Source organism: Acidicapsa acidisoli (assembly GCF_025685625.1).
In the GTDB taxonomy this organism is placed as follows: Bacteria; Acidobacteriota; Terriglobia; order Terriglobales; family Acidobacteriaceae; genus Acidicapsa; species Acidicapsa acidisoli.
Genome location: NZ_JAGSYI010000001.1, coordinates 1,681,387 through 1,707,048 on the forward strand (window position 1 = coordinate 1,681,387; position 25,662 = coordinate 1,707,048).

Below are 25,662 nucleotides of genomic sequence, written 5' to 3' on the forward strand. Positions count from 1 at the left end.
TCCGAACAATATCCGAACACTGCTACGCAATGCCCTGTTGTTCGGCCTCTTCCTGCTCTGTTTTCTTGTCCAGCATGTTCCAGATCACCTTCGCCGTGTTGCCGGTTTTAGCGATGTGCGCGCGCCCGAGCTTGGCATAACGCTCGGTCATCTTGATGTTGGCGTGACCGAGAATCTTCGCCAATTCGTAGAGATCGCCGCCGTTCATCATGTACCAGGACGCGAAGGTGTGACGCAGATCGTGGAACCAGAAATCCCGAATCTTCGCTCGCTTGAGCAAGTCATCGAAACTCCCTTCCAATCTCTGACGCTTACTCTTCGGTCCGCCCTTCGGCGGGAAGATTCGTTCCTCATCGATCACCGCCGGATATCGCCGAATCTCCGCGGCGAGTTCCGGAGCCATGGGAACGTAGCGCTCCTTACCCTTCTTCAGCTTTGCCCGGACTGCGATCAGACCTTCGCTGTACTTCACGTCGGACCATAGCAGCCGGTGGATCTCGGCGGAGCGCATCCCTGTCGATACAGCGATCAACACGATAAGCCTCATCCGAAGATTCGTCCGATTAGGGTTTTTAGTGCCCTTCTGAAGCATCCGATCATCCAGCGCAAGCTTCAGGCGGTGGAGCTCCTCTGCCGAAAGATACCGCTCTCTTGAATCGTCCGGACGATACACCTCGACCAGATCGGCCGGATTCCGGTCGATGCCGGTTTCCTTCGACCAAAGAGTCGAAGCCTTCTCCATCATGTGATGTATGACATTGAAGTGCCGCACTGCGGTGTTTTCGGCGAGGCCACGCTTGCCGGTCAGGTTTTCGTACCATCGCTGGACGGCGATGCCGTCCACCTCACGCACGAACTTACTACCCAGTTCGGATCGAATCCCTTCCACGATGCTCATCTCGCGATCTGCCGAAACTTTCTTGCTTCCATAGTGCGTCCAGTAGCGATCAATCAAATCGGACATCCGGTAGTTGATCTCCTTCTTCACGTCGAGGTGCCTGTTCTCGTCCCGCGTCGACATCTTTTTGCGCGAGACCTTTCGTGCCAGATCTCTACTGCCATGTACCGTCTGGCTTTTGTTTCGACCTCCTTCTCTCCAACGAACCTCATACAACTCTTCATCCAACTTGTGTACAGACATTCCGCTTCTCCTTTATGCGAAAAATCTCACAAGGCAATCCGCAGAGGCACTCGTATTGTCACGTCGACATGACGGCCCCTTTCGCTCGGCTGAAGACCTTGCCCAGCGTGTTCCATCATTGAACCGGAGAGAGCTGACGCGGCTCGCGCAGATCGGCGCACTAAACCACCTCGATGGCATCCAGCATCGCCGCGATGCGCTCTGGCAGGTCGAGCGCGCTGGGAAGCTGGAAGGACCGCTACTCCGGCAGGGCAGCAGCTGGGGTCTGCATAATCTGGGAGAAGGTTTGGAGTCCGGGCAAATCTGCAGCTTCCGCCTAGCTATCATTCGGGCGGGGCAGCATATCGGGCCCCGAAACGAGGTAGAGCCGTTCAGCCGGATCAGCGGCGAGTTGGAGCAGCTCAGGAGAGAAACCACCCAGGGCAAAGAGTATGTAGCTGGGCTTGTTCCGCCAACGCGCCTCAGGCAAGCTGGCGACCTTGGCTTGCAGGACGCTCAGATCATTCAGCCGTGTAACGCTTTCTGTACGCCATTTGCATTCGCCGAAGAGAAATGTTCCGTCGTCGCGTTCAGCCATGAGGTCAATCTCCGTGCGGCCATCCCGGCTCCAGTATCGGGCCATCTGTCGAACGTTGAGGCCGAGGCGCTGTTGAGCGTTCCGCTGGAGCCATTGGCCGCATATCTCTTCGAAAACTGACCAGCCCATGTATTCGGAGAGTCGCGGGGCGACCTGTGCGGCGTATACCGAAGTCGGGTCGGAGAATTGCAGAGCGCTGGCAAGCGGCGCGACGAAGCGATACCAGAAGGTCAGAAAGGGATCGGCAACACGGTAAAGGGCTCTGCGCTCCGAGCTTTCGCCGAAGGGAAACTCACGCCGAATCCACCCCAGTTCCAGCAATGTTCGCAAGGAACCGGAAAGGGCACCGCGCTCCACGCCAATCAACTGCTGAATGCCATTAAATTTCGTTTCGCCGCCGGCAATCGCAGCCAGGATGGCATTGTACGGAGCCGGGTCACGAATTTGTTCGCTGCCGAGCAGGAATCGGACTTCATTTTCCAGAATTGCGCGTGGCTGCATCAGCAGCGTAACAATCTCCTCGGCTGGAGGGCGCGACGTATCGACGAGTGCGTGGTAGCGTGGCGTTCCGCCAAAAGCGCCGTACATGAGCAGCTTCTCGACAACGCCGTAGTGGGGGCTGCCTGCGTAGAAGGCCGCCACGTCTTCGTAGTGAAGCGGGTCAAGGTGAAAAATTCCGGCATTGAACCGCCCGAATAGGGGGGCGCTCTCATGTCCGAGAGCGGCCATGGCGGAGAGCTGCGATCCGCAGAGAACTATGAATAGGGGAGAATGAACAGCCTCGCGATCCCACCATGCTTGCAGGATGGAAGGCAACTCCGGAGTCTGGTCCACCAAGTACGGGAATTCATCGAGGATAAGAGCAAAGCGGCCTGCTCCCTTCTTGCGCCCGTTTGCCTGTTGCGAAGCGTAGCGAAGAAGAGCGTTCCACGAAACAGCAATATCCTCGGCGGAGACACCTTCACTGGGAAATGCTGCGATCAATTGGCGGGCGAGCGTGAGCCGCTGTGTGGTGGCAGTGGACTGCTCTGCTAGAAAGTAGCAGTGTGGCTTTTCGGGTTCATTTCCGTCTACGCCAGCCGTGAAGTAACGCTGCAAGAGAAACGTCTTGCCCAACCGCCTGCGTCCATACAGGAGCAGCATCTGCCCACCTGCTCCGTGGCGCTTCCATGCGCGGTCCAGGGCTGCAAGTTCGAGCTTTCGATCATAAAAAGGATCTGGTTTGATGGTCATGCCGAGCGCCGGCTGGGTGGCCGTTCCTTTCGATGAAGATTATGAGTTGTCAGTTTATGAAATGTCAACTCATAAATAGACAAAATCCGGGTGATCGATCAGTAGCAAGCTCTTGGGCCAAATACCTCGCATGAGCGATAGAACAACGCTTTATCGCTCACGCTCTGCGCCAGGCTTTGCCTTTGCTTGGCGATGGTGTTCCAGCTTGGGATCGCCGGGTACCGCAGGTCTCGGCTGCGGCTCGGGCAATGGGACCGGTTGCGCAACGGTGGGGGTCGGCGTTGCAGCCGCCGGAACTGAATCCCGCCAGCTTTGAATGCCCATGTCGCCCAACAATCCGATCAAGAGAGTCGCACCAGCAATGAGGGGAATCCAGATGCGCAGAAGATCACTTCTCACTTCACGCAAGAGCGCGTCCACTGCTTTGGCGCGGTTATCCAAAGAATACGTCATCGTAGCCAGGGCAAGACTGTTGACACAGTCGTTATCCATGATCCCGCGGGCAGCCTCACTTGTTTTGATTGTCTAATTTGCCTTGACTTCTTTCGGCCAGGTCCTGGATGGCCAATCCCGCCAGCAACGTGTGAGCGTAGCAGCCGTGCCGCAGGTGTTGGAGACCGGAGCTAAGGCTACGCTTGAGAAGGACGCGGTTCGGGTGACGCTGCCGCTGAGTGCAATGCTAGGCGCAGGAGTGAAAGTTGTTGTCTGGCTCTCCTCCCCCAAACAACGTGCGGAGCGACGAGACCGTTGCCACGTTGGGCACCAATGGCCGCGCGGCTTCAGCGATTCTTCCCTGGCCAAAGGACGTGCGCGGGGCTCGCGTGGAAGATATTGGCTGGTACCGCATTGGGTACCGTCTGGTCCTCGATGAAAATAGATATATCCTGGGGGCATATTCGGGGGCAATTGTTTGAGATTACCTCTGTAAATTGTTGCAAATAAACGTGATGATACGCAAATATGGTGGCGTCTCTGGCCACCACATAATAAAGAACTTAGCGGTATCCAAAGAATTGTTGATTTAGTTCAACGTCCAAATAGCGTCCATGGCTGCTAGGCCGTGAGCGCTTGTTGTTCTTCCGTCTGCAAATGGCTGCTTCCGAGCAAGTCCAGAATCGCCTTTGCCGTGACTCCCGTTTTGGCGATATGCGCACGTCCGAGTTTTGCGTACCGCTCCGTCATCTTGATGTTCGCGTGCCCGAGGATCTTCGCCAGCTCGTAAAGATCGCCGCCGATCATCATGTACCAGGACGCAAAAGTGTGCCGTAGATCATGGAAGCGGAAATGTCTGATCCGGACCCTTAAAAGCAAGTCTTCAAAGCTGCCTTCTAGCCTTTGCCTTCCACTTTTGCTCTTGCCCCGTGTCGGCGGAAAGAGACGATCTTCGTTCTCGACGACCGGGTAGCTGCGAAGCTCCTCGGCGAGTTGCGGAGCCATCGGTACATAACGCACCTTGCCCTTTTTGAGCCTGGCGCGCACAGCGATGAGTCCCTCACCGAACATTACATCCGACCAGCAGAGACGATGAATCTCTGTCGAGCGCATGCCCGTAGCGAGCGCGATCAGTACGATGAGCCGCATCCGGAGATTCGTCCGGTTGAGGTCCTTCGTGCCTTTCTGCAACATCCTTTCATCGAGTGCCACCTTCAGCCGTTCGAGCTCTTCCTTTGAAAGGAAGCGCTCCCGCGTGTCATCAGGCCGCAGAACCTCGACCATATCGGCTGGATTTTTCTCGATACCGGTATCCTTCGACCAGATCGTCGCGGCCTTCTCCATCATGTGGTGCATGACGTTGAAATGCCGGACGGCCGTATTGGCCGCGAGGCCGCGCTTGCCGGTGAGGTTCTCATACCAGCGTTGCATGGCGGCGCCGTCGGCTTCGCGGACAAACAGACGGCCGAGCTCCGCCCGGATGCCTTCCACGATTGAGATCTCGCGATCCGCCGAGGCCTTCTTGCTGCCGAAGATGTCCCAATAACGGTCAATCAAATACGACATGCGGTAGTTGATCTCTTTCTTAACGTCGAGATGCCGGTTTTCGTCGCGAGCGGACAGTTTCTTCCGCTCGATTTTCTTAGCCAATTCGAGCCCGCCGTTAACTTGCAGGCTCCTGTACCTTCCTCCCTCACGCCAGCGGACCAGATAGAGCCCGTCAGCCTTCTTCTTGATGGACATTTATGCTTCTCCTTTCAGTCAATGGTTTCGATTGTGTGTTGCTCGATGTAGCGCTCTAGCGCCTTCACATCGAACCGCAACGCACGACCGACCTTGACGCAGGGAACTTCCCGTAACCGCGATTTCTTGTAGATCGTATCCACTTCGAGGCCGAGATAAAGGGCTGCCTCCCTGACATTCAGGAGCCGCCTACCGATGAGTCCATTTTGCTCTATTTTGCCCGCCTCTTTGTGAAGCATTTCTTGTCAACCTCGACGCGGATCCGCGGATTTCGATTTCCCTCGTTGATGAGCTTCAGCGTGTGTACTCACTGAAGGCGTTCAAGGGGAAGTCTAGCCAAAGCGAATTTGGAGGATTCGGAAACATTTCTATACCATTTCCGGATTTTCAAGAGAGACTCCCAAGCGTAATCCAGACGCGAAGAAGCGCTGCGCGCTTTGGCTCAACCCATCAGTCTCCAAGAATCGCATTCAGCGCGTTTATCGATAGCCCAAAAGTCTCTCACTCCTATCAAGTCGGCCCAATTTGACTCCGGCGGTTTCAGCCCTAGAAGCGCGCTTTGGCCTGATAGCAACATTCTGTGAGCCTTCATCACCCAGCAACCCAGCAATTTGGGGTTTCACATCCCAGCCGAAACTGCAAAACAGCTGTGCGCATTGGGATACCGGCTCGATTTTGCAACTAAACGCGAGAGGGACCAGCGTCACCGTGAACATAAATACTAGACTGGCGAAGGACCGAATCTGACTCGATTCATCGCGATTAAACCGTTCAGAACTGATTTCCTACAGCAATCCGAGCCGCTGAGGTGAGAACGATGGGCAAAGTTCAACATGAGCTTTGGTTTAATGAACCTGTCTTGGGTGCCCTTCCAATTGACGTTGCGGCTCGTAAATTGACAGAGCTGGGCGAGCCAGAGCTGGCTGCAGCTTTGCTATCGGCTCCAAGGAGGCAGATTTTCGGAAGCCCGGTGATTGGCGGCGGCCGTTCCGAACCAAGGCCTGGCAGCATACGTCGCATGCGTTTGGATTTATCTCTCCTCTAATGGCTACGAAAGGCATCCGCGAAATTATGGATGTGGGAGCGATCGAGGCAGACCGTCCACTTAAGCGTACTCGCATAAAGATCACGCTGGATGCATTTCGTATTGAGGAATATCCTGGTGCTGGTACTCACCACATTCTCATGGATTTCTACGCCCAGAATCAGATTAGACCTGCCCCGGAGCACCTTCACTTCAATGCAACTTACAGAGTTGGACAGGGGGAATCTGCTGCTGTCCGTAGGTATCCAAGTGGCCTACCCGATGTTCTGCACCAGTGCGATTGTTAGTGTAGCGCAGCGTTTGAGTTAGTTATTTCGCCGCAGTCGGGGGTGTGGAAAAGTGGGAAGCGTTCTTTGTTTTCCACTTTTCCATGCCCCTGGGATGCTTCGGTCAGCCTGGACTTTGTCGTGGAGAGAGTTTCAATGAAACTTCGCGAGCATTGCGATGCTCGCGGTAGGACTGGTGTCGTTCACGGTTCTGGGGCTGGCGATGACAGCGGGATCATTGTTGCCTGGGTTTGATTGGGAATCCGCAGTGCTGTTGGGCGCGGTCGTGGCCGCGACGGACGCCATTGCGGCGACCTCAATCGCTCGGAGAGTAGGACTGCCGCAACGCATCGTCTACGCCCCTGTGCCATAATCTCGTTCTCAGAGATACACTGCGAGTGCTTGGCACAGGAGTGGAGCGTTCCACTGTACCGGCAAGGATACGAACATCGGAGCCTGGGAGGATTACCCTGAAGTCGATCACATCGATCTCAGGAGCGTCATGAACAGCCGGGATAAGGCGGCATCCGTATCAGCGAGAGACTGTTCAGTGAATTGAAGCTCATGCTCCGTGCGCTCGCAGTTGCGATCCCACGGGTGGATCTCTCTGGCGCGCCATTCGATCTCCAGACGATGAGTTGCCCGGATCAGTGTCAATCCATCAGGCCGTACCTCGCCCTGCGATGAAGCGCCAATGCATTTTCAATCGCTCGTCTGCTGTCATAGGGGGGCGGATTCAAGGTACAAGTGCAACGTGGTTGATTTTAGGTGACCAGTGTTGAACGAAGTCGAAAGCGTCTTCTGGTAGGAAGAGTTCAGCGGGCGCTTTCCATCCCAGGGTTTTTCTTGGCTGGGTGTTGAGCCGCCATGCAATGTCATCCAGCTGATCCTGGGAAAACAGGGACAGGTCGGTTCCTTTAGGCAGGTATTGTCGGAGCAGTCCGTTGGTGTTTTCGCTGATGCCGCGCTCCCAGGGAGCATGGGGATGTGCAAAATAGACGTCGACGCCGGTGTTGGCCGTCAGGGTCTTGTGGTGCCTCATCTCGGAGCCTTGGTCGAAGGTCATGGAACGGCGTAGCTGGCTGTCGAATCGGTTGAGTATCTCTGTGAAGGCCTGGGCCGTAACGTCGGCCTTGCTACTTGTCAGCTTGACCAGGGCGACAAACGGGGTAGTACGTTCTACCAGCGTGCCGACCTGCGAGAGGTTGCCCTTGCCGATAATCAAATCGCCCTCCCAATGACCGGGAATGAGGCGCATCCGGATCTCGACGGACCTCTGATCGATGAGGGTCATCTCGGGAATCGACGGCTTGCTGCGCCCATCCTGGCGGCGGTGTGGCCTTCTGGCGCGATGCCGGCGGCGCATCAGAGCCAGAAGGCTGGACCGCAGATGCCCCCGCGGCATAGTGTAGAGCGCGGTGTAGATGGTCTCGTATGAGAGCTGAACCGGGTCAGGCATACGAGCCAGTGTGGACCCAATCTGGGCCGGACTCAAGCCATGGCGGAGATGATCGACCACGACGATCCATAGCGGGTTGCCGAGGATCAGCTTGCGCGCTACACGCGGCTTGGCAGCCAGTAGACGGGCTCGCCGGTCGGCTGCGACGCATCTGTATCCTCCGGCAATCCTGGTTCTACCCAGGCGAGACAGCTCTGCAGGGGCCAGCCAACCGTTCCGCCGTATCTCGCGGGTGACGGTGGAAGGCGCTCGCATGAGTCCAGCGGCGATCGCCGCTGGACTCATGCCCAACTTCAACTGCGTCTCTATAAGCGCACGTTCCTGAACCGCAAGGTGAGTGTAGCTTCTCCGCATATGCAACTATCTCCTCTTCGGAAACGTTGCACTTGTACCTTGAATCAGCCGAGCTGTTCTTGCTGTGCTGGGCCAGAAATTGACAAGCAGCGGGAGGTCTCGTGATGTCGACAAGCTAGTCAAGCATTTCGGAATCCGCTTTGAGTCTTCCATGCGCGGACTAGCGTATCTCTTTCCTCGCCCAGAGGACCTTGCCGAAGCTGACCTTTCTAGATCCGGAATTAGCCCTGACCGTGCCGCTATCCTCAGAAAGCTCGCCATTGCAGTAGCTCGCAAGAAACTCGCCTTCGAAAGTTCGAGACCATTGGACGAAACGATCGAACTGCTGCGCACGATATGCGGGGTTGACGAACGTGTAGCCCAATGGATAGCGATGCGATCCTATGGTGAGCCGGATGCATTTCCCGCCGGAGATAGGGGCTTGCGGCGAGCGCTGGGAATGAGAACAGCTATTACGGCCAAGTTGGCCCTACAAACCGCTGAACAATGGCGCCCTTGGCGAGCATACGCAGCGATTCACCTTACGGTATAAATGCAATTGGATCGGCAGCGCTGCGCAGGGTTATCTTTGCTAGAATCGCTTTTTGGAAAGAGATATTGAAGTCTCAACTGACGCGAACAGCCCAAGTCGCTCTCACAGAAGACGGCAGCATATGATTTGTGGCTTTCTGTATAGCGATCTAAAGTAGCATCAACATATTGATTCTAAACGCTTTCTGTCCAATAAGAAAGCTTCTTTAAAGCGTGTATGTAAGCGCTCGTTAGAAATGTCCTACACCCTTAATAGCCTCTCGTAGATCCTTACGGTTCACTTAGAGAACCTTTCGGATACCAAAACGTCGCGTAGTCCAGAATGAACCTTGGTGCATCCATGGCCCGGGATCAGCGTACTGCACTGTCTTGAAGTTAAGCGGCAGTTGCGGTGTGGGAGGAAGTGGTCATAGCCAGGAATTGAGAACTCTACGATGCAAGATGTAACTATGTTGTTGTTCACGATAGTATTCTTCGCCCTGGCATTCCTGTACGCCAAAGCATGCCAGAAGTTGAGGTAGTCCCATGCATGTCGATATCGTCACGATAGTTGCGTTGATTCTCTCCATCTTCTTGCTGGGCTATCTGGTCCTAACCCTACTCTTCCCGGAGAAGTTCTGAAATGTCTGCCAACGGTTGGTTGCAGTTTGCTCTCTTCTCCTTGATTTTGTTTGCGAGCGTGCGTCCTGTGGGCATATATCTGTCCCGCGTGCTGGAAGGAGAGCGCACTTGGTTGGATCTGGTGCTCCGCCCCGTAGAACGGCTCATCTACAAGCTATCCGGGGTTAATTCAAAGGATGAAATGACTTGGCGCCAGTATGCCTTCGCGGTTCTGGGCTTTTCGGCCGTTAGCATGCTGATGACCTACGGTATCGAGCGGCTGCAAGCGTTCTTGCCGTGGAATCCCCAAAAACTCGCCAACTTGGGTCCAGACCTGGCTTGGAATACAGCTGCAAGCTTTACAACGAACACCAACTGGCAGTCCTACACGCCCGAAACGACCATGAGCTATCTCACGCAAATGGTCGGCCTCGCATATCACAACTTCGGGAGTGCGGCGGTAGGCATTGCAGTCGCAGTGGCTTTGATCCGTGGAATCAAGCGAACGACCTCCGGCACCATCGGCAATTTCTGGGTGGATGCGACGCGAACTATCCTCTATGTTCTGCTGCCAGCATCGGTGATCTACGCACTGGTTTTGGTCACACAAGGGGTTCCGCAGAACCTGCATGGCTACACGATAGCCCATACGCTTGAGCAACCGTCGCAGATCCAGACGATTGCCCAGGGGCCGGTGGCTTCGCAGGAAGCCATCAAGATGTTGGGAACCAACGGCGGAGGATTCTTCAATGCCAACAGCGCCCATCCCTTTGAAAACCCCACGCCGCTCTCGAACCTTCTCCAGATGCTCTCCATCTTTATTATTCCAGCAGGCCTGACTTATACGCTAGGCCGCATGACCGGATCGCCTGGCCACGGATGGGCTGTACTGGCCGCGATGTATGTGCTGTTTGTTGCTGGCTTCGCGACGGTCTACTGGGCCGAGTCGCAACCCCATTCGCTCATTCATGGAGCCGCCCAGACAGGCACCCTGACAGCGCCTGCCGGCAATATGGAGGGCAAAGAAGTGCGCTTCGGCGTCTCGCAGTCGGCGCTCTTCGCAACCATCACTACGGACGCCAGTTGCGGCGCGGTCAACGGAATGCACGACAGCTTTACCCCGTTGGGTGGCATGGTGGTGCTGACCAACATCATGCTCGGCGAGGTGATCTTTGGCGGTGTGGGCTCAGGTCTCTACGGCATTCTTATCTTTGTAGTCCAGGCAGTGTTCATCGCTGGCCTCATGGTGGGACGCACGCCCGAATATTTGGGAAAGAAAATCGAGTCCTATGACGTGAAGATGACCATGCTCTACGTGCTCATCTTTCCGCTCATCATCCTCACTCTCACTGCCGTCTTCCTGCTCTCGCCCAACGTCGGTCTTTCCAGCTTGAATAACAGCGGTCCTCACGGAATGACGGAAATTCTTTACGCCTTCACATCTGGTGCTGGAAACAACGGCTCGGCCTTCATGGGTTTGAATGCCAATACCTGGTGGTACAACGTGGCCCTCGGATGGACCATGCTTGGTGGACGGCTCCTCATGCTCATTCCGGTACTGGCTTTGGCCGGTAACCTCGCTCAGAAAAAGAGCGTACCGCCTTCGCCAGGAACTTTCCCAGTGAACACTTCACTCTTCACTGTGCTCCTGGTGAGCGTGATTTTGATTTTGGGTGCGTTAACATTCTTTCCGGCGCTGAGCCTTGGGCCCATATTGGAGCACCTGCTGCTCAAGTCAGGCCAGTTATTTTAACGAAACCGCACAAGGGCCACACGAAACGGACTGTCATGGCAGACAAGAAGAGTCTTTGGAGTATTGATATTTTGCGCACGGCATCGATCGATGCTGTGCGCAAACTGAATCCACGGTTGATGGTGAAGAACCCCGTCATGTTTGTAGTGGAGGTCGGCAGTGTGCTGACAACGGCGCTGCTCATCGCCGATACGATTCATCATCGCGCTGGGCTTGGTTTCAATCTGCAAATCACGCTGTGGCTCTGGTTCACTGTGCTCTTTGCTAACTTTGCGGAGGCTATGGCCGAGGGGCGAGGCAAGGCGCAGGCAGATACCTTGCGCAAGGCCAAGGGCGAGACGATCGCGCGCAAGTACAACGTCCATGGCGTGCTGGAAGACGTGACCAGCAGCTTGTTGCGTGCTGGAGATCTCATCTACGTTGAGGCAGGCCAATTCATCGCTGGCGACGGCGAAGTGGTTGAAGGCGTGGCCTCAGTGGATGAGTCGGCTATTACCGGCGAGTCCGCGCCGGTGATCCGCGAAGCGGGCGGCGACCGCTCGGCTGTTACGGGAGGCACGAAAGTGCTTTCGGACTTCATCAAGGTCAAGATCACTTCGAATCCAGGCGAGACGTTTCTCGATCGCATGATCGCGCTGGTGGAAGGCGCAACGCGGCAGAAAACGCCGAATGAGATTGCGCTGAGCATCCTGCTATCAGGCTTGACGATCATCTTCCTTCTGGCTGTGGTTACACTGCAGCCGTTCGCAATCTATTCGAAGGCTCCGCAGACAGTATTCGTACTGGTTTCTCTGCTGGTCTGCCTGATTCCGACTACGATTGGTGGACTGCTCTCGGCGATCGGAATTGCGGGCATGGACAGGCTTGTTCAATACAACGTGCTGGCGATGAGCGGACGTGCTGTGGAAGCCGCCGGCGATGTGAGTACGCTGCTGCTGGACAAGACCGGGACCATCACGTTGGGCAATCGGCAGGCAACGGAGTTCTATCCCGCGCCCGATGTAAGCCAGGAGAGGCTGGCGGATGCTGCGCAGCTTTCTTCTCTGTCGGATGAGACGCCGGAAGGGCGGTCGATTGTGGTGCTGGCCAAGGAGAAGTACGGCCTGCGCGGTCGCGATCTTTCCAGCATCCATGCAGAGTTTGTACCCTTCACTGCGCAGACGCGTATGTCTGGCGTGGACCTGCCTGGGTCGCGCATTCGTAAAGGCTCGGTGGATGCGATTTCTCACTTTCTGGAAGAGCAGGGATCGAGTCTTCCGCGCAAGGTTCGCGACCAGGTGGATGAGATTGCCCGCGCGGGTGGCACGCCGCTGGTGGTGGCTGAGAACGCGACTGCGCTGGGTGTGATCTATCTGAAGGACATCGTCAAGGGTGGGTTGAAGGATCGGCTGGCGCGGCTGCGTGCGATGGGTATTCGCACCATCATGATCACTGGCGACAATCCGCTGACGGCGGCGGTGATTGCGCGTGAGGCAGGCGTGGACGATTTCCTGGCCGAGGCGAAGCCTAAAGACAAGATGGATCTGATCAAGCGCGAACAGGCTAAGGGCAAATTGGTGGCGATGACCGGCGACGGCACCAACGATGCTCCAGCGCTGGCGCAGGCCGATGTGGGCGTGGCGATGAATTCGGGCACACAGGCGGCGAAGGAAGCCGGCAACATGGTCGATCTCGATTCGAACCCGACCAAGCTGATTGAGATTGTGGAGATTGGCAAGCAGTTGCTGATGACTCGCGGTGCGCTTACAACATTTTCAATCGCCAACGATGTAGCTAAATATTTTGCTATCATTCCGGCGATGTTTGCGGGCGTGTTCCCTGTACTCAATGCGTTGAACATCATGCATCTGGCGACGCCGCAGTCGGCGATTCTTTCTGCAGTGATTTTCAACGCCGTGATCATCATTGCGCTGATTCCGCTGGCGCTCAAAGGTGTGAAGTACGAACCGAAGGCCGCTGCTATATTGCTGCGCCAGAATTTACTGGTCTACGGCGTGGGCGGCGTTATCGTTCCATTCATAGGCATCAAGGCCATCGACCTTGTATTGGTCGCGCTGCATCTGGCTTAAGGAGAACTCTCGTGCATTCGGTCTGGAAGACTTCAATTCGTTTCACGCTGGTCACTACGGTATTACTGGGACTGGCTTATCCTCTGGTTATGACGGGTATCGCAGGTGTACTTTTTCCGCGTCAGGCAGGGGGCAGTCTCATTCTCAAGGACGGCCAAGTTATCGGCTCGTCTCTATTGGCACAGAGCTTCACCAGCGATCGTTATTTTCATCCGCGGCCGTCGGCGGCAGGCAATGGTTATGATGCCACCAGTTCAGGCGGTTCCAATCTTGCGCAGTCGAATCAGAAGCTGGTGCAGCGTATTCAGGGAGATATCGACAAACTCGCGGCGCAAAACGCCAGCAAACCTGTGCCGATTGACTTAGTAACGACCTCAGGATCTGGGCTCGATCCGGATATCACTCCCGACTCGGCTTATTACGAGGCGCATCGCGTGGCGCTCGCTCGCCATATTAGTGACGACACGATTAACAAGCTCGTTGCTGCGCATATTACTCCTCGTACGCTCGGAGTCCTGGGCGAGCCCAGAGTGAATGTGCTGGAGCTCAATCTAGACCTCGACAAAAGCGATCGGTGAGATCAGGCAAATCCTCGAGCCTGGAAGAAGTCGTATATCTCGCGGAGCAAACTAACTTTGCGGCAACCGGGGCCGCGCCATCACCTCGGTGACCTTATGCAGCGGCTCAAGGATAACCGCATCGAGCGCTAATCTGGCGCTCCTTCGCCGGGCGGGGCTGCCATGTGCACAAATCTCAACCTGTCTAAAAGTCGATGCTCCTCAAGCGCAGAAGTAGGCAGATAATGCGACTCGGAGCGCGAGGCCTCGGTTTCTTTGCGCAGCGACCCTTGCCTGGATCGGGCCGAAGCCTTTCTACTCCCGTGCGTTAATTACTCAAGTACGCGCATCGCCTGCTGTGCTCTGAGTATCTTTGATACATCCTCGTCCACTGAATACGGAAACCGTTTGCAAGCCGTAAGAAATCCCTATTCATTCTTGCGAATCTCTTTATGCGGTTTTCATGTCCAATGATTAAAAATTGGAGAATCATTGGCAGAACTCGCAGCACTCTGGTTGCGCTCATGTGGTGAAGGCGCGGCATGAGTAGAAGTGTGCGTTACTGGTTCTACTGCTTATCAAACTCATATGACTTTCTGCACTTCTCCTTGCGGTTTCTTTATGCCGCGTCGCATAAGAATCTTAATTGAGCATGGTCCGATATATGCCGACCATTCCTCACAGAGTTAAGACACTTATTAACCCGGCGACGCAGAGCGTCGCGGAGAAATGATACCGATGAACAATACTTTCAGGACGGCCATCCTATTCGGAGTTGGAATCGGCGCTTTCGCTCTTCAGTTCACATGCCAAGCGCAAAGCTCGACTTCATCCTCGGACAAAGTCACTTCGCAACAAACCGGACCCGTTACGCAATTACTGGCGGCAGTCAGCGGAGAGCAGCCGGTAACCCCGGCGGCCGCGCCGGCCAAAGCCGCGCCGGAAACCTCCACCGTTGACCCGGTTGCTGCGACGCCCACAGTACCGAAGATCCCACTCAACAATGAAGTTATCGCGAGGGAACTCGCCGAAATGAAAGCGCGCATCGCGCAGCTTGAAGCGGAGTTGAAGGAGAGCAAAGACGCAGGTGACGCCGTGACGGCGGATAAGGACGTCAACGCATTGCGTGCGGCCGAGGCTGCAACAACCAGCGGAGTTACCAGCAGTTCGACGGCAGGCATAACGCAAGATTCTGCTGCTCCGGCAACAGCAGCGGCTCCCGAGATCAGCTCTCAAATCACCACCAAAGGCGAACCATTTCCTGGAGACTGGACATGGCTCAACAGCAACGGGCATGCATCGGACAGCCCAATGAGCACCAAGTACTTTACGCCTGAATTTCGTGCCGATACGAACTACACGCTGGATTACAACCACCCGAAGGATGACTCGCTTGGCGGTTCGACGGAGACCTTTCGTTCCGATGAGTTTCAAGTCGAACAGTTGAGCTTCGGCGGCGACATTCACATCAACAATGTGCGCGGCAGATTTCTGACCATGTACGGCATGTTTGCCACGACGACTCCACGGAACGACGCCAGCCCTAATCGCGGCCAATGGAATCTGGCTGATGCGTATAGATACATCTCTGAAGCCTGGGGCGGCTATCACTGGGATGTTGCTCATGGTTTGAACGTGGATGCCGGCATCTTCGTCTCGTACATTGGTCTTTTCAGCTATTACAACGCAGACAATTGGACCTACCAGCCCTCGTTCGTCTCCTCCAACACCCCTTGGTTCTTCAACGGCCTACGCGTCCAATACTTCCCGACGAAGAAATTGAAGATCGAGCCGTGGATCATCAATGGCTGGCAATCGTATGCCCGCACTAATGGTAAGCCTGGTCTTGGCGGCCAGATCTTGTGGCGTCCTAAACCCTATCTCGATTTCGTGTGGAATAATTACGGTCTTGGCGAAGACGCCGCCGGTTTCCCTGGCCGCTCGCGCATCCATGCCGACTATAGTGCGCAAGTGAAGTACTACGACCAACCAACGAAGTTCTTTGACAAGGCAGCCTTCACGGTCACAGGTGACTTGGGTTGCGAGTATGGCGGCGGTCCTTCCAGCGGAGCCTACGATCCGAAGGGTAACTCTCCTGAGATGGGGTCGAGTTCAACCTATACGGGTGGCGTGAACTGCATGAACAGCAAGAATGGCCGGCCGAAGCAGGCTTTCATCGGCTGGATGGCCTATGAGCGCATGTGGTTCAAGAAAGACCTATATGCTGTGACCTTGGGCGGCGGTCAGATGAATAACCCTGGACGTTACCTCACCCTGCTGCCTCCGATCAACGGCGCAACAGCGACAACCGGTACCCCTTACTTTACAGAGAACGGCGGGGATCGCGCTCAGATGCATGACGGGACTATCACCTTCGACTACATGCCCAGTCAATTCATTACCTTCCGGTTGGAGGAAGGCTATCGCTACTCCGACGTCCCGTACTGGACTGGCCGCGGCGGCATTACGCCTCCAGGCGGCAACAACGGCAACCCGGCGCACTATCAATGCGCAGCGGGCGGAGATTCCGGCTTCGGTTACGGTGCGCTTACGGCCGCGGAGACTTTCTGCGGCGGCACTGGCGCTGGTACCAGTGCAATCTGGTGGCCTGACTTGAGAACCAACCAGACCGTTACAACGGGTGCGATCATGGTCCGATTTTAAGCTTCGGTCCGCCTAGCAGTAGGCCTTGCACATGGCTAAAGATGCCAGCCTTCAAAGGCAGCACCGGGGTTCAGTTCACTCAGGTGCTGCTTTTGGGAGCGAAATTCGCCACTGAGCGGGCTCTCAGTTCAGTACCGAACAGGTGCTCGGAGATACCTGTGTCCGGGGAAGGCCAAGTCGCGAGAATTGCAGGAAATCCTATGAAAAACAAAGCTCTGAAAAGTGGTTTGCTCCTGATTGCCCTATCCGCATCTTTGACGGTCATCGGTTGCAAGAGCGAAAAGGGTGACGCAAAGGCCGAGGCACCGCCTCCCGCCAAGGTAGTTTCCGGAGTGGATGTCACCTTCTTCGCAGTCGAGCATCCCGAGCGGTATCCCATCGCTACGGCGACCGAATACCAGGCCCCGTCACAATTGTTCGTGACTGGCACTGTAATTCCGGATATCGCGCGAACTGTTCCGGTGATTTCGCTTGCCTCCGGTCGCGTTGTGGACATTCGTGCTCGCGTCGGCGACACAGTGAAGAAGGGCCAGACCTTGCTGCGTATTCGCAGCGACGACATTTCGGGAGGCTTTGATGCTTACCGCAAGGCCATCTCCGATGAGTTCCTTGCGCGCAAGCAATTGGATCGAGCGAAGGATTTGTACGCGCATGGGGCCATAGCGATGCAAGACCTGGAGGTTGCGCAAGACACCGAGGATGACGCTAAGACCACCCTCGATACCGCTACGGAGCATCTTCGCCTGCTCGGCAGCGATCCCGATAACCCGAAGGGAATTGTCGACATTCTTGCCCCGGTTTCCGGCGTCATCACCGATCAGCAAGTGACGAATGCGGCGTTCGTGCAAGCCTATTCTGCGCCGAACCCATTCACTATCTCGGACCTCACCTCCGTGTGGATCGTCTGTGACGTCTACGAAAGCGACATGTCCAACGTGCACATCGGACAACCTGTCGACATCAAGCTGAACGCCTACCCGGACAAAGTTCTCAAGGGCGCTATCAGCAACATTGGGTCGATTCTCGATCCGAATATCCGCACAGCGAAGGTCCGTATTGAAGTGGCCAATCCGGGCGAGATGATGCGGCCCGGCATGTTTGCCACAGCCACTTTGTACAGCAAGGAGAAGCGGAACTACACGGCTGTCCCAGCATCCGCGATCGTGCATCTGCACGACCGGGACTGGGTTTTCATCCCTGTGCAGGAGAAGTTCAAGCGGATTCAGGTCGTCAGCGGGGAACAGTTGCCGAACGATATGCAGGAGATTCTATCCGGGTTGCAGCCCGACCAACAGATTGCGACAAACGCGATCAATCTCCAAAATGCGATCGACAATGAATGACGCTCAACTTCGAGGCCTGAGGAAGAAACCATGATTCGCAATCTCGTAGATTTTGCTCTCAATAACAAGTACGTTGTGCTGGCCATCGGGTTGCTATTGCTCTCTTGGGGGGCGGTGTCGTTTCACAACATGCCAGTCGAGGTCTATCCGGATATCGCTGACAATTATGTGACCGTCATCAGCCAGTGGTCCGGGCGTTCCGCCGAAGAAATGGAGCAGCAAGTTTCGGTTCCCGTCGAAATTCAGTTGTTTGGGATTCCGCATCTCACAACGGTGCGGTCGGAATCGATCTTTGGCCTTTCTCTGATTACGTTAATCTTCGACGACCAATCGGTCAACGAATGGAATCGCCAGAAGGTGCTTGAAAGGCTCACGCAGGTCAATGTGCCGGCAGGCGTGGTGCCTCAAATAGGTACGGACTGGAGCCTCACGGGCCAGATTTATTGGTATACGCTCCGGAGCAAAAATCCGGCATATGATCTGATGAATTTGAGGAGTATCGAAGACTGGACTCTGTACAAGGAATTCAGGAAAGTGCCGAACGTCGTGGACGTGAGCGACTTCGGGGGCACCGCGCGCGAATATCAGGTGCGTGTCGACCCGAATAAGCTCATCTCCTACGGCTTGAACATCAGCCAGGTCGAGAACCAGTTGACCAACAACAACGTGAACGCCGGCGGCAGCTTCGTCGAACAGGGCTCGCAGCAACTGAATGTCCGCGCGCTCGGGCTTTTCCGCAATGTGCAGGATATAGAGAACACCGTCCTTACGACTTCAAATGGAGCTCCAGTCCGCATAAAGGACATCGCAGTCGTCGACTGGGGGCCCAGAATTCGGTTGGGGCACATGGCCAGAGCCGATCATCGTCCGGATGGCGTCATCGTCGATGAGCCCGATGTCATTCAGGGCGGCGTGCTGATGCGCAAGGGGGCCGAAGAAGGCCCCACGATCGATGGGATTCACGAGAAGGTGGAAGAGCTCAACAATCACATCCTGCCCGAGGGTGTGAAGGTCGTTCCCATGCTCGACCGCAGCGATCTGCTCCATTACACATTGCACACAGTGCTGCACAACCTCGTCGAGGGAATGATCCTGGTTACGATCATCCTCTTTCTCTTTCTCGGCAATGCTCGGGGAGCCTTCATCGTTGCGCTTACCATCCCGTTTTCCTTGCTTTTTGCATCCATCTTTCTCAACCTGAGCCATATCCCTGCAAACCTGATTTCACTTGGCGCGCTCGACTTCGGAATGGTGGTGGATGGCGCCGTGGTGATGGTGGAAAACATCATGAGGCACTTGAGCCATGGCAGAAACCGTTCGCTGGAAGCGGGACGCAATACCATGAGCTTCAAGACGCCACTGGAGATGATCCGTGATGCTGCTCACGAGGTTCAACGGCCGGTTTTCTATGCCATCGCCATCATCATCACTGCCTACATGCCGATCTTCACTCTTCAGCGAGTCGAAGGGCGTTTGTTCCGGCCTATGGCCTGGACCGTTGCCTTCGCACTCCTCGGCGCTATTGTGTTCTCCATTTTTCTTGTGCCTGTGCTTTCTGCCCTGCTATTCCCGAATGGTGTCAAGGAATGGCGCAATCCGGCGATGGAGTTCCTGAAGGAGCGGTACCGGGGTGCAGTGAAGTGGTCCATTCAAAATCGTTGGATCACCGTGGGCTTTGGCTTGGCTTCGTTGGCCGTCGCGCTTTTCCTCACATTCAGCGGACTCATTGGCTCGGAGTTCCTGCCCCATTTGGACGAAGGCGCCGTTTGGGCGCGTGGCGCAATGGCCAACAGCGTAGGCGAGACGGAAGGTACGCGCTTCGCCCAGCAAAACCGCTATATCTTCGCCTCATTTCCGGAGGTCACGAAGGTGATTTCGCAATCCGGAGCGCCCGACGACGGAACCGACACGGGCGGATTCGGCAACACGGAATATTTCATCGACCTCAAGCCGAAAGACCAATGGCGACCCATCTTTCATCAGAATAAAGAGGAGCTAATTGCCGCAATGGATCGCGAAGTGGAGAAACACCCAGGGGCCTTCTGGAATTTCTCCCAGCCCATTGAAGACAACATGGGTGAAACGCTAACCGGCACGAAAGGCGGACTGGCTGCCAAGCTTTACGGGCCGGACCTGGACGTCCTGGAGCAAAAGGGCGAAGAGATCAAAGATGTTATGGGCAAGATCGGCGGTATCACGGATTTGGGAATTCAACGCGATACCGGCCAGCCTAATATCGATCTCACCGTTGATCGTCTGGCGGCTGCACGCTTTGGTATCAATGTAGCCGATATACAGGACGCCGTCCAAACTGCCATCGGCGGTAATTCCGTCAGCCAGGTCCTGCAGGGAGAGGCAGTCTACAACGTTGTCGTGCGCTATCAGAAACCGTATCGGGATACCAAGGAGGCAATCCAGAACATCCGACTGCTCTCTCCATCGGGAGAACGCGTCTCCCTGGCTCAGTTAACCAAAGTCCAGGTTCGCGATGACGCTTATGACATTTACCGAGAAAATGGTTCCCGCTATCTGGCCATCCGCTTTGAGGTTCGTGGGCGCGATCTCGGAACCACGGTTAAGGAGTCCATCGACAAGATCGCGAAGAATGTGCAGTTACCGCATGGCTATCACCTCGAATGGTCGGGAGAATACGATAGCGAAACGCGAGCCGAAAAAAGGCTGCTCTTCGTCCTGCCCCTGACGATCTTTTTGATCTTTATCATTCTTTACGCCATGTTTCGTTCCTTCAAATGGGCGCTGCTGATTCTCCTCAACGTGGCTATGGCTCGCGTTGGAGGCCTGCTCGCTCTCTATGTGACCGGCACATTCTTCAGCGTGTCATCCGGAGTTGGTTTCCTGGCGCTCTTTGGGGTCTCGGTTCAGACGGGAGTCATCATGCTGGAATACATCAACCAATTACGGGCTCGTGGACAGACAATACCAGATGCTGCCGTCGAAGGTGCTGTCCTGCGACTTCGCCCCATCATGATGACAATGCTAGTGGCCACGTTGGGACTGCTCCCTGCTGCCATGTCCCACGCGATTGGGTCCGACTCACAGCGCCCGTTTGCCATCGTCATCGTGGGGGGATTGATTTCCGACCTCCTGTTGAGCATCTTCCTTCTGCCGACGCTCTATGTCTGGGTGGCGAGAGAAGGCGACAAGCTCCCGAAACCGGAGGTGGCAGCTTGAGGTCTAATTTGATATTCGCTCTTTCCCGAAGCATGGGCGGTTGCATCATTGGCTTTGCTTTTCTTGCCGTCTCCGCCAGCGCACAGCAGGCACTTACATGGGACCAGGTAAAGGCAGAGTTCGAGGCGGCAAACCCCACACTGAAAGCGGACGAGATCAACGTGCAGGAGATGAAGGATGAGGAGATAACGGCGTATCTGCGCCCCAACCCAACGTTAACATTCTCAACGGATGGTACTCAAGTAGCACGCCATGACGGGGTCTGGCAACCGTTGGCCGGCACTCAGTATCAGCCTAATTTTAGTTATCTGCACGAACGTCGGCATAAGCGAGAGTTACGGCTGGAGAGTGCGAAGGAGGGAACTCAGATTGCTGGATCGCAACACGAAGATCTTGAGCGGAATCTGATCTTCAACCTTCGCACCGTTTTCGTGCAGACCTTGCAGGCTAAGGCGGTTCTTCAACTCGCACAGGCGGATCTCGAATACTACGACAAAATCATTGAGATCAGCCAGGCACGATTCAAAGCCGGCAATATTGGACAGGTCGATCTGGATCGCATTGAACTGTTGCGAGTCCAGTACGAGTCAGAGATTCAGACGGCGATCGTCAACCTGCGCACATCGAAGATTCAGTTGCTGCAACTCCTGGACGACCGGACCTCTTTGGAAAAATTCGATGTGGTTGGTCCGTTTGATTTCTCGGACCAGTTTCAGCCGCTGGAGACCTATCGCCAGATGGCTCTCGACAACCGGCCCGATCTTAGGGCTGCGCTTGAGTCCATTCAACAGGCAGTGACCAACAATAGGCTCGCTATCGCCAATGGATCGACGGACCCGACATTTGGCGCGTGGTACACCTACAATGGGTCGTTCAACAACCCTAACTCAAATCAGACCCTCGGCCTCAACGTAAGCGTCCCGCTGAGAATATTCGACCGCAACCAGGGCGAGAAGAAGCGCACATTGATCGACATCGACCGCAACAAGAAGTTGACCGACGCGGCGCGGGCGCAGGTCTTCAGTGACGTCGACTCAGCGTATGAACAGGTACGAAGCAACATCGCGCTGCTCACTCCCTATCGCGACAAGTACAAGGATCAGGCAACAAGGGTGCGCGACACAGTAACTTATTCTTATCAAAGAGGGGCTGCATCGCTCATGGATTTTCTGAATGCGCAGAGCGATTATCGCGTGGTGCAGTTGGCGTATATGCAACTGGTGGGAGCGTACTTGACCGCCGCTGGTCAGTTGAATCTCGCTGTGGGTCGTGAAGCGATTCAATAATGTACATCTTGTCTACGACGAGTGAAAATGGTTGCGCTGACTTGAACAACACTTTGGAAGGGCTTGGTTGATGAACAGAAACGAGATCCGTGCTTGTATCGAAGAAGTAGGTATCTTCCCGGCCGTTCGCGTTACTTCCGCCGAGCTTGCGCACTTTGCAGCGACCTCGGTATACGAGGCGGGTATTCCTGTCGTGGAAATTACCCTCACTGTGCCGGGCGCGGTCGATGTGATTGGCCAGCTTGCAAATCAGTATCCCGACCTCATCGTCGGCGGGGGAACAGTACTGGACGCGGAGATGGCAAAGCGCTGTCTGGATGCGGGCGCCCGCTTTCTCACGAGTCCCGGATTAGTTCCAGAAGTTGTCGAATTTGCGCTTCGGAATGACGTCGTAATCATCCCGGGCGCGCTGACACCCAGCGAAGTGATCGCGGCTTGGAAGGCGGGAGTTGACTTTGTCAAGATATTCCCCTGTGCCCCGGTGGGTGGTGCGAGGTATATACGGGCATTGAAAATTCCGCTACCTCAGATACCCCTGATCGCATCTGGTGGAGTCGATCAAATTACAGCGCGCGACTTTATCCTTGCCGGCGCCAGCGCTATCGGAATTGGAGCAGAATTGATGCCTCGCGAGGCTCTTCAAACACGGAAGAAAGAATGGATACACGAACTTGCGCGTAGATTTTCGGCAATAGTACGCAATGCACGAGAAACAATGAGTGCGGTTTGAGCAGCCTCTGTCCTTCAAGTTCTATCCAGAGGAATATGGAGTCTTCGCAAAATACCTTTGCGAAGACTCCATGAACCAGTGAGCAAGATCGAAAGCTCTTGGAAAGATAATTTAACCGCCCTTGGATTCTGGCTGACATCAGCTTGTCTATTTCGAGAGAGCTTGGCTAAAAAGTACGGGGTATGGAGGGCAACGGTTTCTCTTGATGCCGCCGAGGCGTCTTCTTTACAACTTTTTGATGGCCGACTGTTTAGGCTTTCCTTAGCTCGTCCGTGCGACGAACGATCATGGTGCAAGGCTTGACAGATCGACGTTACTTAGCCTGGATTAAACCTGCGGGGAGGTTCAGAGCGCTGGGGGAATGTCTTGCCGTTGGCTCAGGCCTCGCGGTGTTGACCTACGGTGGGACCCTCCTGCGGGTTAACCTGACGACGATCAGTTTTCTTAATTTGCTCCTTGTGCTAATCGTGGCGTTGTTTTGCGGTTTCTGGCAGGCGTCACTTACCTCCCTTCTGGCAGTTGCTTGCCTAGACTATTTCTTTTTACCGCCTCTCTTCAGATTTAACATTGCCGATCCACAAGACTGGGTCTCCCTTGGGGCATTCGAGTTTACAGCGATTGTGGTAAGCAGGTTGTCTGCAAGGGAGTTGCGGAATGCAAACGAGGCGGCCATTAACCGCAAAGGGATGGAGCAGCTGTATGAGTTGAGCCGAAGTTCGTTGTTACTGGATTTGCGCCGAGCACCCGGTCCGCAGCTTGTGGTCTTGATTCAGAGGATATTTGAAGCAAGCGCGGTTGAATTGTACGACGCAAACCTCAGTCGCACGGACAAAATTGGCGACTGGGAAGTGGGCGAGGAAGAGTTGGCGGAGGAATGCTATTTGCATGGTGCAGTGCAGGGCGATCAGAAGTCGCCGACATTGCAATGCATTCTGCGGGCTAGTCATGGATCTGTGGGCGCATTGGTCGTGCGGGGAAATCTAAGCACTCTTGTACTTGATGCTTTGGGATCTCTGGCGGCTATTGCGATGGACCGCCACCAGTCATTTGAGAATGAGGACAGAGCAGAAAAGGCGAAGCAAAGTGAGCAGTTACGCACCGCCGTACTAGACGCATTGGCGCACGAGTTCAAGACCCCGCTGACCGCGATTCAAACCGCAAGCGCGGGTCTGCTGGAACTTGGAGAGTTAGGAAATTCTCAAAGCGATTTGGCTACGTTGATTGAGCACGAGGCAGTTCGATTGGAAGAGCTGTGTACGCGATTGCTGCGGACCGCGAAGCTGGAAGCAAGAGAAGTCGGATTGCAAATCAGCAATGTGAACGTGCAGCAGTTGATCTTTGAGGTCTTGGCCAGTCCAACCGTGAAAGAAGCAAGTGACAGGATAAAGGTCACCTTGGATAACCCGGTGCTAACTGTTCGCGGAGATCGTGGCCTATTATCGATGATCCTTACGCAGTATATTGATAACGCTCGAAAGTACTCCACGCCAGGCACGAAGATTGAGATTGCAGCGCATGAAGATCCCACGGGGCTATTAATATCCGTTCATAACGTCGGTTTCACTATTCGCATCGAAGATCGCGAGCGGATCTTTGAGCGATTCTATCGTTCGCCGGATTCCAAAGAGTCCGTCTCCGGCACCGGTATAGGGCTCTCTGTCGCAAGAAATGCGGCAGAGGCCCATCATGGCCATGTATGGGTCGTAAGTGATGAAAAGGAGGGAACGACTTTCTTTCTCTCCATTCCTAACCGAGCAAGGAGCAATCTGTCATGAAAAAATCACTAGGAGCCGGAGAAGGCACAATCTTGGTAGTCGATGATGACAGTTCTACGCGACGCGCGTTGCGTGTGACTTTGTCCGGCATGGGATACACAGTTGTAGAAGCTTCCCGAGGCGAGGAGGCTGTGTCACTTGTGCGTGTCACGTGGTTCGACGCGGTATTGTTGGACGTGGATATGCCGGGAATGGGCGGAGTGGAAGCATGCAAGTCGATCCGCCATGCGATTACACATTTGCCCATTCTGATGTTGTCGGTGTTGGATGATGAGGACGACATGGTGATGGCGCTTGAGGCCGGAGCCGATGATTACATCACGAAGCCCTTTCAGTTGCGCTTGCTTACCGCACGGTTGCATTCGGCTGTACGTCGCCGGAACGCTGTGCAGAACGATCATGACATGCCGATTCGATATGGTTACATCGAGTTGGATCCGGTAAAGTACCATGTGAAAAAGCGCGGAAAGCTGATTCACCTGACACCCAAGGAATTCGAGATGTTGCACTACCTGATGAATCACGCTGGCGAACCCGTACCTCACGAGCGGCTGTTGCGATCCGTGTGGGGCCCAGGGTATGGAAGCGAGTTTGAGTACCTGCGGACGTATATGCGCCAGCTGCGCACGAAGATTGAAGACGACCCGACCCATCCGCAATACTTGTTGACGGAAGCTAACGTCGGCTATAGGTTTAACGATCAGCAACCGAATGAGGAGAACTTACCCGCTTGAATGCTAGACCGAAAGATCCGATACACCGCCTAGCGGCTCTCCTCCGTATTGTCTGTTTTTACGATCGACTGAACGCCAATTATAAGAATGGCGCGGATTGGCCGGTACGTTGTTACCCGCGGCATTGCAGAGTCGCCCTATGGCCGGTTGGGGCCTGTTGAACAAATGCTACACAGAA

18 protein-coding genes and 1 pseudogene are annotated in these 25,662 nt (G+C 55.1%); 13 read left to right on the forward strand and 6 right to left on the reverse strand.

What is annotated here, in order from left to right; genetic code table 11:
* Window positions 1–22 precede the first annotated feature (22 nt).
* Window positions 23–1,141 carry a tyrosine-type recombinase/integrase gene (locus tag OHL23_RS06745; protein WP_263351022.1) on the reverse strand — a complete coding sequence of 373 codons (1,119 nt, stop codon included), beginning with the start codon at window positions 1,139–1,141 and terminating at the stop codon, window positions 23–25.
* 55 nt (window positions 1,142–1,196) lie between these two features.
* Here OHL23_RS06745 and OHL23_RS28730 point away from each other — a divergent pair.
* Window positions 1,197–1,259, forward strand: a pseudogene (locus OHL23_RS28730) (hypothetical protein); the annotation flags it as partial.
* Window positions 1,260–1,457: 198 nt separating this feature from the next.
* Here the strand turns inward: OHL23_RS28730 and OHL23_RS06755 are convergent.
* The 4 genes from OHL23_RS06755 to OHL23_RS06770 all read right to left on the reverse strand — a co-directional run bounded on the left by OHL23_RS06755 (window position 1,458) and on the right by OHL23_RS06770 (window position 5,365).
* Window positions 1,458–2,951 carry an ATP-binding protein gene (locus OHL23_RS06755; RefSeq protein ID WP_263351023.1) on the reverse strand — a complete coding sequence of 498 codons (1,494 nt, stop codon included), beginning with the start codon at window positions 2,949–2,951 and terminating at the stop codon, window positions 1,458–1,460.
* Between the two features lie 150 nt (window positions 2,952–3,101).
* Window positions 3,102–3,443: a hypothetical protein gene (locus OHL23_RS06760; protein ID WP_263351024.1), complete on the reverse strand. Its 342-nt coding sequence runs from the start codon at window positions 3,441–3,443 to the stop codon at window positions 3,102–3,104.
* A gap of 561 nt (window positions 3,444–4,004) precedes the next feature.
* Window positions 4,005–5,126, reverse strand: a complete 1,122-nt coding sequence (locus tag OHL23_RS06765; protein WP_263351025.1) for a tyrosine-type recombinase/integrase — start codon at window positions 5,124–5,126, stop codon at window positions 4,005–4,007.
* Window positions 5,127–5,140: 14 nt separating this feature from the next.
* A complete protein-coding gene (locus OHL23_RS06770) occupies window positions 5,141–5,365 on the reverse strand; it encodes a helix-turn-helix domain-containing protein (protein ID WP_263351026.1) in 225 nt (74 codons plus the stop codon).
* Between the two features lie 1,244 nt (window positions 5,366–6,609).
* Between OHL23_RS06770 and OHL23_RS06775 the strand changes: the two genes are divergently transcribed.
* Window positions 6,610–6,810 carry a cation:proton antiporter gene (locus OHL23_RS06775; RefSeq protein WP_317891671.1) on the forward strand — a complete coding sequence of 67 codons (201 nt, stop codon included), beginning with the start codon at window positions 6,610–6,612 and terminating at the stop codon, window positions 6,808–6,810.
* A 363-nt stretch (window positions 6,811–7,173) separates the two neighbouring features.
* On the opposite strand, the gene OHL23_RS06780 is transcribed toward OHL23_RS06775, so the two are convergent.
* Window positions 7,174–8,250, reverse strand: coding sequence for an IS30 family transposase (locus OHL23_RS06780; protein WP_263351028.1), 1,077 nt, complete (start codon window positions 8,248–8,250; stop codon window positions 7,174–7,176).
* A gap of 1,056 nt (window positions 8,251–9,306) precedes the next feature.
* On the opposite strand from OHL23_RS06780, the gene kdpF reads away from it, so the two are divergent.
* The 11 genes from kdpF to OHL23_RS06830 all read left to right on the forward strand — a co-directional run bounded on the left by kdpF (window position 9,307) and on the right by OHL23_RS06830 (window position 25,484).
* Complete coding sequence (gene kdpF, locus OHL23_RS28735) at window positions 9,307–9,402, forward strand: K(+)-transporting ATPase subunit F (RefSeq protein WP_396127294.1); 96 nt, start codon at window positions 9,307–9,309, stop codon at window positions 9,400–9,402.
* Between the two features lies 1 nt (window position 9,403).
* Complete coding sequence (kdpA, locus tag OHL23_RS06785) at window positions 9,404–11,134, forward strand: potassium-transporting ATPase subunit KdpA (RefSeq protein ID WP_263351029.1); 1,731 nt, start codon at window positions 9,404–9,406, stop codon at window positions 11,132–11,134.
* A 35-nt stretch (window positions 11,135–11,169) separates the two neighbouring features.
* Window positions 11,170–13,203 (forward strand): potassium-transporting ATPase subunit KdpB, encoded by a 2,034-nt coding sequence (kdpB, locus tag OHL23_RS06790; RefSeq protein WP_263351030.1) that lies wholly within the window; start codon window positions 11,170–11,172, stop codon window positions 13,201–13,203.
* Between the two features lie 11 nt (window positions 13,204–13,214).
* Window positions 13,215–13,781 (forward strand): potassium-transporting ATPase subunit KdpC, encoded by a 567-nt coding sequence (gene kdpC, locus OHL23_RS06795; protein WP_263351031.1) that lies wholly within the window; start codon window positions 13,215–13,217, stop codon window positions 13,779–13,781.
* Between the two features lie 717 nt (window positions 13,782–14,498).
* On the forward strand, window positions 14,499–16,424 hold the full coding sequence (locus tag OHL23_RS06800; protein WP_263351032.1) for an outer membrane beta-barrel protein: 1,926 nt from the start codon (window positions 14,499–14,501) through the stop codon (window positions 16,422–16,424).
* Window positions 16,425–16,624: 200 nt separating this feature from the next.
* The gene (locus OHL23_RS06805; protein ID WP_263351033.1) at window positions 16,625–17,767 is read left to right on the forward strand and encodes an efflux RND transporter periplasmic adaptor subunit; all 1,143 of its coding nucleotides are present in this window, start codon (window positions 16,625–16,627) and stop codon (window positions 17,765–17,767) included.
* Window positions 17,768–17,797: 30 nt separating this feature from the next.
* Complete coding sequence (locus OHL23_RS06810) at window positions 17,798–20,959, forward strand: efflux RND transporter permease subunit (protein ID WP_263351034.1); 3,162 nt, start codon at window positions 17,798–17,800, stop codon at window positions 20,957–20,959.
* Window positions 20,956–22,245 (forward strand): TolC family protein, encoded by a 1,290-nt coding sequence (locus OHL23_RS06815; RefSeq protein WP_263351035.1) that lies wholly within the window; start codon window positions 20,956–20,958, stop codon window positions 22,243–22,245. Before OHL23_RS06810 ends, OHL23_RS06815 begins: the two co-directional genes overlap by 4 nt.
* Before the next feature lie 70 nt (window positions 22,246–22,315).
* On the forward strand, window positions 22,316–22,975 hold the full coding sequence (locus OHL23_RS06820) for a bifunctional 4-hydroxy-2-oxoglutarate aldolase/2-dehydro-3-deoxy-phosphogluconate aldolase (RefSeq protein ID WP_263351036.1): 660 nt from the start codon (window positions 22,316–22,318) through the stop codon (window positions 22,973–22,975).
* Window positions 22,976–23,262: 287 nt separating this feature from the next.
* A complete protein-coding gene (locus tag OHL23_RS06825) occupies window positions 23,263–24,750 on the forward strand; it encodes a sensor histidine kinase (protein ID WP_263351037.1) in 1,488 nt (495 codons plus the stop codon).
* Window positions 24,747–25,484, forward strand: coding sequence for a response regulator transcription factor (locus OHL23_RS06830; protein WP_263351038.1), 738 nt, complete (start codon window positions 24,747–24,749; stop codon window positions 25,482–25,484). The genes OHL23_RS06825 and OHL23_RS06830 overlap by 4 nt, the downstream gene beginning before the upstream one ends.
* Window positions 25,485–25,662: the final 178 nt, after the last annotated feature.